We start from the raw sequence: 12,027 nt of genomic DNA on the forward strand, positions 1-12,027 counted from the left end.
GCCACGGCTTCGTCGATTCGATTGAATGCTTGAACCGCAGGCTGAGTGCGGACGGCCCCGTTTGCCGGGCCGCCCGCGCGCAGTGCGTATCGGTTCCGTTCGTCCGATCCATCCATTTCGCGGTCCGCCCGCGCAGGCATCTTGCGCGCGTGCGTGACGGTCCGCGCGCGCCGCGCCAGGCGCCCCTCCATCACGCAGGAACACCATGTCATCTCCGTCTTCCCCAGGCCCGCTGTCTGGCGGCCGGCTCGCGATCGGCACGATCGCGGTATCGCTCGCCATGTTCATGAACGTGCTCGACTCGTCGATCGCGAACGTCGCGATTCCGACGATTTCCGGCGACCTCGGCGTGTCGGTCGACGAAGGCACGTGGGTGATCACGATCTTCGCGGCCGCGAACGCGGTGTCGATTCCGCTGACGGGCTGGCTCACGCAGCGCTTCGGCCAGGTGCGCCTGTTCGTCACGTCGATCCTGCTGTTCGTGTTCGCGTCGTGGCTGTGCGGGATCGCGCCGAACCTGCCGACGCTGCTCGCCGCGCGGATTTTGCAGGGCGCGGTCGCGGGGCCGCTCGCGCCGCTGTCGCAGGCGCTGCTGCTCGGCGCGTGGCCGCGGCAGAAATCGTCGAGCGCGCTCGCACTGTGGTCGATGACGGCGCTCGTCGGCCCGATCGCGGGGCCGTCGCTCGGCGGCTGGATCACGTACGACTACAACTGGTCGTGGATCTTCTACATCAACATTCCGGTCGGCTTCTTCGCCGCGGCGGTCACATGGATCGTGTTCCGTGATCGGGAATCGGCCACGCGCCGCATGCCGATCGACACGGTCGGCCTGCTGCTGCTCGTGCTGTGGGTCGCGTCGCTGCAGATCATGCTCGACAAGGGCAAGGACCTCGACTGGTTCAACTCGCCCGTCGTCGTCGCACTCGGCATCGTCGCGCTGATCGGCTTCGCGTTCTTTCTCGTGTGGGAGCTGACCGAGAAGAATCCGATCGTCGACCTGCGGCTCTTCACGCAGCGCAATTTCGCGGGTGGCACGATCGCGATCTCGGTCGCGTACGGGATGTTCTTCGGCACGCTGGTGCTGCTGCCGCAGTGGATGCAGGGCTATCTCGGCTACCGCGCAGTCGATTCGGGGCTCGCCACCGCGCCGCTCGGGATCTTCGCGATCCTGCTCACGCCGGTCATGGGACGCCTGCTGCCGCGCACCGATCCGCGCTACATCGCGACGCTCGCGTTCGTCGGCTTCGCGGTCGTCTTCATGATGCGCACCACGTTCTACACCGATGTCTCCCACTGGGATCTCGTGCTGCCGACACTGCTGCAAGGCATTCCGATGGCGATGTTCTTCGTGCCGCTGACGTCGATCATCCTGTCCGGGCTGCCGCCGGAAAAGATCCCGGCCGCGGCCGGCCTGTCGAATTTCGGCCGCACGTTCTGCGGCGCGGTGGGCACGTCGCTGATCGGCAATGCGTGGAACGATCGCACGATCCTGCATCACGTGCGGCTCACCGAACAGGCGAGCGTCACCAACCCGATCTTCGCGCAGCAGGTCGGCGCGACACGTTCGCTACTGCACCTGAGCCCCGATTCTGCACTCGCGTTCTTCAACGCATCGGTCGATTCGCAGGCAGCCGTGATGGGGTTGAACGACATCTTCTACGTGTCGGCGATCATCTTCATCGCGATCATTCCGCTCATCTGGATCACGAAACCGTCGCGCTCGGGCGGCGGCGATGCCGATGCGGCGGCGGCCGGCGCGCATTGATTCGCGGCGGCCGGGCCACGCTCCGCGCACCGGGCCCGCGCCGCAACGCGCAGACGTAATAAAGACTTGCAATCGATACAGGCGGAAACGTCAACAGCCGGTGCCCGCTCCGCGTTTTTTCATCAAGCGCCCACGATTCGGGCGCGCAACGACAGGAGAAAACACCATGCGAGCCCTTACCCGCCATCTCGCGATCGCCGCCACCCTGATGTCGGTACTGACCGGCACCGCGTTCGCCGACACGCCGTGGCAGCAGGCGCATCCGCGCCGCGAAGAGGTCAACCAGCGTCTCGCGAACCAGAATCGCCGTATCCATCACGAAGTGAAGGAAGGCGAGATGTCGCACGCACAGGCCGCGCGCCTGCACCGCGACGACCGCAAGATCCGCCGGGAAGAGCGGGACATGGCCGCGCAGGATCACGGCCACATCACCAAGAGCGAACAGCGCGTGCTGAACCAGCAGGAAAATGCGGTCGGCAACAAGATCGGCCAGTAAGCGACCACAACAAGCGCCCAATCGCCATCGCCTGAAACGCCCGCTGCCGCCGTGCGGCAGCGGGTGCTTGTTGTATCGAATCGTTTCAACGTGCCATCCGCGTCAAATGCCGCGGGTATACTCCGTCGTCAGCCGCTCGCCGGATCGACCGTCAAAAACGGCCCGATTCCGGGCGGTTTCGTCGCGAAGCTTCGCGTTTCGCCTCCCCCGCGCCCCAGCCTCGACACGAGACACTCGACGATCCGACCATGAAACGATTCCTGCTGCTCCTTCCCGCCGCCCTGCTCGCCGCCTGCGGCTCCGCTCCCTCGTCCAACTCGGCCGCATCCGGCGCAGCGCCGATGATCTACGTGTCGTCGCAACGTCCGGCCCACGCGATCGCCAACTGCCTCGACAGCCGCCTGTCCGGCACCGAGCAGTCGCAGCACAACGGCGTGACCGACATTGCCGTCGGCTCGAATGCGTACTTCGTCACGCTGACGCCGTCGGGCAACGGCTCGGTCGTCAAGGTCGTGCGCGGCTCCGGCAGCGAGCCGCCCGAGGAAGCGATGCGCTTCGCGATCGCGCGCTGCGTGATCTGATCCGCAGCCTGCCGGCGCCGGGCGCCCGCCCGGCCCGCTCCCGCGCGCCACCGCGCGCATCGAATATTTTCATCCGGGTAGCCGTCGATGAGAGAATCGCACCCACGATTCCTTTTCAACGGAGCCCGCATGAAGCACCTGCTGTCCCGGCTGTTCGTCAGCGCCGCGCTCGTCGCGCTTGTTCCGGCTCTGCCGGTGCAGGCCGCCACGCCGCCCGGCATCTTCGTCGTCGCCACGCAGCTCGGCGAATTCACGACCCTCGACCCGAGCGGGATCTACGAACTGGTGCCGTCCGAGTACGTCGCGAACACCTACGAACGCCTGGTGCGCGTCGACCTGAAGGACCCGACGCGCTTCGACGGGCAGATCGCGCAATCGTGGACGGTCGGCGCCGACGGCGTGACCTACACGTTCAAGCTGCGCCCGGGCCTCACGTTCCACTCCGGCAACCCGGTGACCGCCGACGACGTCGCGTGGTCGCTGCAGCGCACCATCCTGCTCGACAAGGGGCCGGCCGGCGTGCTCGCCGATCTCGGCCTCACGAAGGCGAACGTGATGCAGAAGGTACGCGCGATCGACCCGCAGACCGTCGTGCTCGAAACCGACCGCAAGTACGCGCCGAGCTTCGTGCTCAACGTGCTGAGCGCGTGCCCGGCATCGGTGTTCGACAAGAAGCTGCTGCTGTCGCACCAGCAGGGCAACGATTTCGGCAGCGGCTGGCTCAGGACCAACGACGCGGGCTCGGGCCCGTACCAGCTCGTCAAGTGGACGCCGAACGAAAGCATCGTGCTGCAGCGTTTCGACAAATACCGCACGCCGTACCCGATGAAGCGCGTCGTGCTGCGCCACGTGCCCGAAGCGTCCGCGCAGCGGCTGCTGCTGGAGAACGGCGACGCCGACGCCGCGCGCAACCTGAGCCCCGACAGCCTCGCCGCGCTGACGAAGGCCGGCAAGATCAAGGTCGCGTCGTGGCCGGTGTCCGCGCTGCTGTACCTGAGCCTGAACACGAAGAACCCGAACCTCGCGAAGCCCGACGTGCAGCAGGCGATGAAATGGCTCGTCGACTACGACGGCATCCAGCGCAACATCGTCAGTACCACCTACAAGGTGCACGAAACCTTCCTGCCCGAGGGCTTCCTCGGCACGCTGAACGCACGGCCGTACAAGCAGGACGTCGCGAAGGCGAAGGCGCTGCTCGCGAAGGCCGGCTTGCCGAACGGCTTCGACGTGACGATGGACATGCCGAACGACTATCCGTACCTCGAGATCGCGCAGGCGCTGCAGGCGAACTTCGCGCAGGGCGGCATCCGCGTGAAGCTGATCCCCGGCGATGCGAAGCAGGCGATCGGCAAGTACCGCGCGCGCCAGCACGACATCTTCATCGGCGAATGGTCGCCCGACTACATGGACCCGAACAGCAACGCGCGCGGCTTCGCGTGGAACCCGGACAACTCGGACCAGTCGCCGACCAAGATGCTCGCGTGGCGCAACAGCTGGGACATTCCGCAACTGACGAAGGACACCGAGGCCGCGCTCGTCGAGCCGTCGCCCGCGAAGCGCGCGCAGCGTTACGAAGCGCTGCAGAAAGCCGTGCTCGCGAACTCGCCGTTCATCATCATGTTCGAGAAGGTAGTGCAGGTCGCGACGCGCCCCGGTGCGACCGGGCCGGAAATCGGACCGATCAACGACCTCGTGTCATACCGGACGCTGGCGAAGTAATCGCGGGCAGCAGTAGGCGGCTGCCCCCCGGTAGCCGCCTACTGCTGCCGTTCAATTGAATGCAGCCCACACCAGATACGCATTCAGCCCGACGATCACGATCGTCGCCGCGCCGGCGACGATCCGCAACGGCATCCGCATTGCGTAAGCACCCATCACGTCCTCGCGCGCCGACAGCATCAGCAGCGCGATCATCGGCATCGGCAGCACGAAACTCAGCACGACCTGACTCGCCACCATTGCGCGCGTGACGTCGCAGCCGAGCGCGACCACCGCGAACGCGGGCGCGACCGTCACCGCGCGCCGCACCCATACCGACATGCGGCGGCGGATGAAACCCTGCATCACGACCTGCCCGGCCATCGTGCCGACCACCGAACTCGATACGCCCGACGTCAGCAGCGCAACGAGAAACAGCGCACCGGCCGCCGGCCCGAGCACCGGGATCAGCGTGTGATACGCGTCGCCAATGTCGGTCATGCCCGGCGCGCTCAGGTGGAACGCCGACGACGCCATCATCACCATCGCGAGATTCACGAACCCGGCCAGCCCGAGCGCGACGACGACCTCGCGGTTCGAGAAACGCACGAGCCGCCGCCGTTCCGTGTCGTCGCGCGGCGCGGTGCGATCCTGCGTCAGGCCCGAATGCAGATACAGCGTGTGCGGCATGATCGTCGCGCCGATGATCCCGACCGCGATCGTCAGCGCCGCATGATCCGGAATCTGCGGGACGACCAGGTGGAACGCGGCCGCGTGCCAGTCCTGCGGCGCGATCAGCAGCTCGCCGAGATAGCACGCGCCGATCACGCCGACCAGCGCTGCGATCGCGGCTTCCAGCGGCCGGAAGCCGCGCTTTTCGAGCGCGAGGATCGCGCAGGTCGCGCATGCCGTCGCGATCATTCCCGCGAACAGCGACAAGTGGCACAACAGCCCGAACGCGAGCGCGCCGCCAAGGAATTCGGCGAGATCGGTCGCCATCGCGGCGATCTCGGACGCGGCCCACATGCCCCACACGACCGGCGCGGGGAAACGGTCTCGGCACAGCTCCGCGAGATTGCGGCCGGTCACGATGCCCAGCTTCGCCGACATCGCCTGGAACAGCATCGCGATCGCGTTCGCGGCCAGCACGACCCACAGCAGCCGGTAGCCGTACGCGGCGCCGGCCTGGATGTTGGTCGCGAAGTTGCCGGGATCCATATAGCCGATCGACGCGATCACGGCCGGGCCGACGAACGGCAGCAGCGCGGCGACACCGGTGCGGCGCCCTTGCAGCGCGGCGCGCGCCGCGCCGTCGGCGCCCTCGGAAGACAGGGCCGGCAGCGCGAAGCCGCCGGCGGGTTTGCTCGTGACGGGAATCATGGTGTGTTGTGTTCAGTTCGGATAAGGAGGGCTTGCCCGGAAGCGAGCACCACGGCCGGCCTGCCGGCTGCCGGCCGTGGTGGCACGACGACAGCGTTACAGCGGCACGACGTCCGGACGGTTGCGCGGAAACTGCGCGATCACGTCCGGCGCGACGTTCAGGTGCGCCTCGACGAGCTTCGGCGGCGTATGCGCGAGCCAGTCGGACAGCGACACTTCGGCGTAGCGGTCGGTCTTGAAGATCTCGAGGAACACCAGGTCGGTCTTGCCGGTGTTCTGCACGTAGTGTCCGAGGCTCTTCTTCACGTAGCCGACGTCGCCCGCGCGGAAGTCGGCCGTCTGCGCCTTCGGCCCCGTGTCGAACACGGTCATCCGGGCCTCGCCCTGCAGGTAGTACTGCCATTCGTCCGCGTTCGGATGCCAGTGCAGCTCGCGCATGCCGCCCGGATGCACGGTGACGAGCGCCGCCGCGACGGTCGTCGACACGTTGAAGTTGGTGCTGTCCGCGATCCGCACTTCGCCGCCGCGCGTCTTCCTGACCGGCTTCATGTCGCCGAGCGAGAAGATGAACGGATGCGGCGGCGCACCGGCCGACGAAGCCGACGCGCGCTGGGCTTCCGCGAGCGGGCCGGGCTCGTCGCCCTGGAAGATCCACAGGTTGTCGAGCGGAACGTTCCTGAACGCATCGGCCGGCACGCCGAAGTTCAGCGCGAGCACGTCGGGCGGCGTATGCGCGACCCAGTCGGTCAGCAGCAGCGTATTGAATTCCGACGCACGGCCGTTATCGAACGCGAGCAGGAATTCGGCGCCGTCGGTGCCGAGGCCCTGCAGCGAATGCGGCAGGCCGGGCGGGAAATACCAGAGATCGCCGGTTTTCACGTCCTGCACCGACGGCCGCCCCAGTTCGTCGAGCACCGTGATCCGGCATCGGCCGTCGAGCATGATCGCCCACTCGGCCTGCTGGTGCCAGTGCATCTCGCGAATGCCGCCGCGCGTCAGGCGCATGTTGACGCCGGAAATGGTTTCAGAAATCGCAAAATCGTCCTGCGTGACTTCGCGCGCCCATCCGCCATTTTGAATTCGTTTATGGGCATTATTGAACGACGCCCAGAATAATGGCATCCCGTTGATATCCGTGGCCGGCGGATCCTGAAAAGACGGAAACTGGTTGGCGATTGCCGGATTTTTCGGACCCGGGTCAGTCAGGCTCTGACGGTTGCGCGCATTCACCGCGCCTTCCGGCGGACTGTCCGGATTGCCGAACGAGGCGGCCTTGGCCGATACCGCAATGCCCGCGGCGGCAATGGCGCCGGCCGTACCCGCCAGCATCTTGCGTCGAGAAAGATTCGTCATGATTTCCTCTTCATTCTTGCGATTAAGCGAATTCCCGTTACGGAACACTTGCCGTTTTTCGGATTATCGAAAATCAAACATCCCGTGACGCAAGTTAAATACAAATCGCCGCAAAACTTAAATGAATTATTAACCTGAACTAATGATTTAATCTGATCGACTTTAATTTTGTAATTATTGCGGTGCGGAGGGATGCAGGGCGGCGACGGATGTCGGCGAATCGGTCAGGTACGGTGAACGTGGAAATACGACCGCGTCCGGTCGCGGTGCCTCGGATGGCGACAAGAGGAAATCCAGACGTGTAACGCCAGGCATAAACGCAAAATATGCCTGACAGACATAAAACGTACCCTTGCACGCCCTCACCCGCCCCTTGAACGCGTTTTCGACCCTATCACCCATCCTCACACCATAGTTTTTATCCGCTGGCGCGAATGATTTTGGCTTTGTTAGATGGATGACATTCGATCAACAGACGACAACGATCTAACAGCCGATGACCTGCGCGTTCGCCCGTACCGTCGAATCCCGCTATGCCGAGCTGACGCCGACCGCCAAGCGCATCGCCAGCTACATGCTCGCGAACCTGGACCGCCTCGGGCTCGAGACGGCCGACCAGATCGCGCAGCAGGCCGGCACGAGCGGCATCTCGGTCGGGCGCTTCCTGCGCAGCGTCGGCTACCGCAATCTCGACGACCTGAAACGCGAACTGCGCGGCGGCGGCGATCGCCCCTGGATGATCACCGACCGGCTCGACGAATACCGCCGCGCCGCCGGCACGCAACCGGCCGAAGGCAGCGACGGCGCGCTCGCGTCGTCGCTCGAACGCGAACTCGATGCGATCCGCCACGTGTACCGGCTCGCCGAAGGCCCCGTGTTCGCGCAGGTCGCCGATCGCATCGCGCATGCCGACGCCGTATTCATCCTCGGCATCCAGTCGACGCGCGGGATCAGCAACGCGTTCAGCAGCTACCTCGAATACCTGCGCCCGCGCGTGTTCTATTCCGACGGCCAGTCGGGCTCGTATGTCGATTCGCTGAACTCCGAATTCGAGCGGCCGTACTGCATCGTCACCGACACGCGCGCGTATTCGCGCAGCGCGCGCCGCTATTGCCAGGCGGCCGCCGAGCGCGGGCAGCCGTTCGCGCTGGTCACCGATCTCTCGTGCCCGTGGGCGCGCGAATGGCCGGCCGACCTGCTGCAGGTGAAGACCGACGTCGGCCAGTTCTGGGATTCGCTCGCGCCGCTCACCTGCCTGTTCAACCTGCTGATCACCGCCGTCGTCGACCGCCTCGGCCCCGCGATCGACCGGCGCGTCGCGCGCAATCGCGAACTGCAGCACACGTTCGACCAATTCGAATCCTGAGCGAGCCTGAACCGACCTGAACCGCCGATGAACGACCACCGCCTCGTCGAAATCACGCCCGCCACGCATCGCGTCGATATCGATCTCGTCTACGCGACCGACCGCAACCTGACCGGCAAGCCGATCTACCGCCGCGCGCACTGTCTGCTGCTGGAACCGGCCGAAGCCGCATTGCGCCGCGCGGTGGACGTCGCCGCGCAGGCCGGCTTCACGCTGCGCATCTACGACGCATACCGGCCGCCGCAAGCGCAGCAGGTGCTGTGGGATTTCCTGCCCGACCCGGACTTCATCGCCGATCTCGGCCGCGGCTCGAATCACAGCCGCGGCACCGCAGTCGACCTGACGCTGGTCGGCACGAACGGCGAGCCGCTCGACATGGGCACGGGCTTCGATGAAATGGTCGCCGCGTCGGGCCACTTCCACGCGGGGCTGCCCGAAGCCGTGCAACGCAACCGCCTGCTGCTGCTCGGCGTGATGCACGCGGCCGGCTTCGCGCACATCGACAGCGAATGGTGGCACTACGAATTGCCCGGCTCGCACGCGCTACCGCAGATCGACAACGCGGCGAGCGGTGCGTGGCGCCTGATGTAATGCACGTCCCGTTGCCGTTTTACGTTCACCCATTGCACGTTCACCTCACGATGGAGCGCAAATGAAACCCCTGACATCCCGGCTCGTCGCGGCGCTGGCCGCCGCATCCGTTCTCGCCGCCGTTCCGCTGTCCGCCGCGCACGCGGAAACGCCGAAGGACCTGTTCGTGATGGCCACGCTGCTCGACGAATTCACGACGCTCGACCCGGGCGAGATCTACGAGCTGGTGCCGGAGGAATACGTCGCGAACACGTACGACCGGCTCGTGCGGGTCGACCTGCGCGATCCGTCGAAATTCAACGGCGATGTCGCGCAATCGTGGACGGTGAGCACCGACGGGCTGACCTATACGTTCAAGCTGCGCGCCGGCCTCAAGTTCCATTCGGGCAACCCGCTGACGGCCGACGACGTCGCATGGTCGATCCAGCGCGCGGTACTGCTCGACAAGGGCCCGGCCGCCGTGCTGAACGGCATCGGCCTCACGAAGGCGAACGTCGCGGCGAACGTGAAGAAGCTCGACGACCTGACTGTGTCGGTCACGACCGACCGCAAATACGCGCCGACCTTCGTGCTGAACGTGCTCGGCTCGTGGCCCGCGTCGGTGCTGGACAAGAAGCTGCTGCTGTCGCACCAGCAGGGCAACGACTTCGGCAATGCGTGGCTGAAGACCAACGAGGCCGGCTCCGGCGCGTACAAGCTGGTCAAATGGACGGCCGGCGACAGCATCGTGCTGCAGCGCTTCGACGGCTACCGGCTGCCGCTCGCGATGAAGCGCATCGTGCTGCGCCACGTGCCCGAAGCCGCGAGCCAGCGCCTGCTGCTGGAAAACGGCGACGTCGATGCCGCACGCGACCTGAGCCCCGACGATCTCGCTTCCGTCGTGAAATCCGGCAAGGCGAAGGTCGCGGCGTCACCGCAGGCGACGCTGCTGTATCTCGGCCTGAACACGAAGAACGCGACACTCGCGAAGCCCGACGTGCAGGAAGCGCTGAAGTGGCTGGTCGACTATGCCGGCATCCAGGGCAATGTCGTGAAGACGACCTACAAGGTGCACCAGACCTTCCTGCCCGAAGGCTTCCTCGGCACGCTGAATTCGAACCCGTACAAGCTCGACGTCGCGAAGGCGAAGGCGCTGCTCGCGAAGGCCGGCGTGCCGAACGGCTTCTCGGTGACGATGGACGTGCGCAACGACTATCCGTACACGGAGATCGCGCAGGCCGTGCAGGCAAACTTCGCGCAGGCCGGCATCAAGGTGCAGTTGATCCCCGGCGACAACAAGCAGACGCTCGCGAAATACCGCGCGCGCCAGCACGACATCTACATCGGCGAATGGTCGGCCGACTACATCGATCCGCACAGCAACGCGCAGGGCTTCGCGTGGAATCCGGACAATTCCGACAAGTCGAGCTATAAAATGCTGGCCTGGCGCAACAGCTGGGACATTCCGCAACTGACGAAGGAAACCGACGCCGCGCTCGCCGAGCCGACCGCCGCGCAACGCGCGCAGCGGTACCAGGCGATGCAGAAGGAGATGCTCGCGCGCTCGCCGTTCGTGATCATGTTCGAGAAAGTCGCGCAGGTCGCGACGCGGCCCGGCGTGAGCGGGCTCGAAGTCGGGCCGATCAACGATCTCGTGTCGTACCGCAACCTGAAGAAGCAATAAGATTCGCCGCATGTCGACTCCCGCCTCCTCCCTCGAAGTACTCCGCACGCTGCCCGCGCGGCGCCCGGCCGTGCGCTGGGCACTGCGCGTGCTGCGCTGGGCGCTCACGCTCGCCGTCACGTTCGCGGGGCTGCTCGCGCTGACGTTCGTGATCGGCCGCAAGGTGCCGATCGACCCCGTGCTCGCGATCCTCGGCGATCGCGCGTCGGCCGATGCGTACGCGGCCGAGCGCATCGCACTCGGCCTCGACAAGCCGCTGATCACGCAGTTCCTGATCTACGCGCGCGACGTGTTGCACGGCAATCTCGGCATGTCGCTGCTGACGTCGAACCCCGTGCTCGACGACATCAGGCGCGTGTTCCCGGCCACGCTCGAACTGGCGACGATCGCGACGTTGATCGGCATCGCGATCGGCGTGCCGCTCGGCGTCGCGGCCGCCGTGAAGCACAACCGGCCTATCGACCACATCGCGCGCTTCGTCGGGCTGATCGGCAATTCCGTGCCGGTGTTCTGGCTCGGGCTGATGGGGCTGCTGCTGTTCTACGCGCGGCTGCACTGGGTCGGCGGGCCCGGCCGGCTCGATCCCGTGTACGACGGGATGGTCGATCCGCGCACGGGCAGCCTGCTGATCGACGCGGCGCTCGCGGGCGAATGGGACGTGTTCCGCAACGCGGTGTCACACATCGCGCTGCCGGCCGCGATCCTCGGCTACTACTCGGTCGCGTACCTGAGCCGCATGACGCGCTCGTTCATGCTCGACCAGTTGAGCCAGGAATACATCGTCACCGCGCGCGCGAAGGGCTTGTCCGAGCGGCGCGTGATCTGGCGGCATGCGTTCGGCAACATCGCGGTGCCGCTGCTCACCGTGATCGCGCTCACGTACAGCAACCTGCTCGAAGGCTCGGTGCTGACCGAGATCGTGTTCGCGTGGCCCGGGCTCGGCTCGTACCTGACCGGCGCGCTGCTGAACGCCGACATGAACGCGGTGCTCGGCTCGACGCTCGTGATCGGCGCGATGTTCATCACCGTCAACCTGCTGACCGACGCGCTGTACCGCGTGTTCGATCCGCGTGCGCGCTGAGGGCCGTTTCGACATGACCGCTTCCACCCTGCTTCTTTCATCGTCCATGCCGA

The 12,027-nt window shown here is 66.0% G+C and carries 10 protein-coding genes; 8 read left to right on the forward strand and 2 right to left on the reverse strand.

The window, feature by feature from the left end; translation table 11 throughout:
• Window positions 1-205 precede the first annotated feature (205 nt).
• The 4 genes from FPJ27_RS12540 (at window position 206) to FPJ27_RS12555 (ending at window position 4,561) form a co-directional block, all read left to right on the forward strand.
• A complete protein-coding gene (locus tag FPJ27_RS12540) occupies window positions 206-1,765 on the forward strand; it encodes a DHA2 family efflux MFS transporter permease subunit (protein ID WP_204421336.1) in 1,560 nt (519 codons plus the stop codon).
• 166 nt (window positions 1,766-1,931) lie between these two features.
• Window positions 1,932-2,261, forward strand: coding sequence for a hypothetical protein (locus FPJ27_RS12545; RefSeq protein WP_204421337.1), 330 nt, complete (start codon window positions 1,932-1,934; stop codon window positions 2,259-2,261).
• 248 nt (window positions 2,262-2,509) lie between these two features.
• Entirely contained in the window at window positions 2,510-2,842 is a 333-nt protein-coding gene (locus FPJ27_RS12550) for a sugar ABC transporter ATPase (protein ID WP_034180272.1), read from the forward strand.
• A gap of 129 nt (window positions 2,843-2,971) precedes the next feature.
• Window positions 2,972-4,561, forward strand: a complete 1,590-nt coding sequence (locus FPJ27_RS12555) for an ABC transporter substrate-binding protein (RefSeq protein ID WP_204421338.1) — start codon at window positions 2,972-2,974, stop codon at window positions 4,559-4,561.
• A gap of 51 nt (window positions 4,562-4,612) precedes the next feature.
• Here the strand turns inward: FPJ27_RS12555 and FPJ27_RS12560 are convergent, their stop codons facing one another.
• Window positions 4,613-5,920 (reverse strand): Nramp family divalent metal transporter, encoded by a 1,308-nt coding sequence (locus FPJ27_RS12560; RefSeq protein ID WP_204421339.1) that lies wholly within the window; start codon window positions 5,918-5,920, stop codon window positions 4,613-4,615.
• Between the two features lie 96 nt (window positions 5,921-6,016).
• Window positions 6,017-7,273, reverse strand: coding sequence for an oxalate decarboxylase family bicupin (locus FPJ27_RS12565; RefSeq protein ID WP_072438967.1), 1,257 nt, complete (start codon window positions 7,271-7,273; stop codon window positions 6,017-6,019).
• Window positions 7,274-7,769: 496 nt separating this feature from the next.
• On the opposite strand from FPJ27_RS12565, the gene FPJ27_RS12570 reads away from it, so the two are divergent.
• From FPJ27_RS12570 to FPJ27_RS12585, 4 genes are all read left to right on the forward strand, one after another.
• Entirely contained in the window at window positions 7,770-8,639 is an 870-nt protein-coding gene (locus tag FPJ27_RS12570; protein WP_204421340.1) for a MurR/RpiR family transcriptional regulator, read from the forward strand.
• Between the two features lie 27 nt (window positions 8,640-8,666).
• Complete coding sequence (gene ddpX / locus FPJ27_RS12575; protein ID WP_204421341.1) at window positions 8,667-9,230, forward strand: D-alanyl-D-alanine dipeptidase; 564 nt, start codon at window positions 8,667-8,669, stop codon at window positions 9,228-9,230.
• 61 nt (window positions 9,231-9,291) lie between these two features.
• Window positions 9,292-10,893: an ABC transporter substrate-binding protein gene (locus tag FPJ27_RS12580; protein ID WP_204421342.1), complete on the forward strand. Its 1,602-nt coding sequence runs from the start codon at window positions 9,292-9,294 to the stop codon at window positions 10,891-10,893.
• A 10-nt stretch (window positions 10,894-10,903) separates the two neighbouring features.
• On the forward strand, window positions 10,904-11,974 hold the full coding sequence (locus FPJ27_RS12585) for an ABC transporter permease (protein WP_204421343.1): 1,071 nt from the start codon (window positions 10,904-10,906) through the stop codon (window positions 11,972-11,974).
• Window positions 11,975-12,027: the final 53 nt, after the last annotated feature.

Origin of the sequence: Burkholderia sp. MS455 (assembly GCF_016899445.1) — a bacterium.
GTDB classification, from domain to species: domain Bacteria; phylum Pseudomonadota; class Gammaproteobacteria; order Burkholderiales; family Burkholderiaceae; genus Burkholderia; species Burkholderia pyrrocinia_C.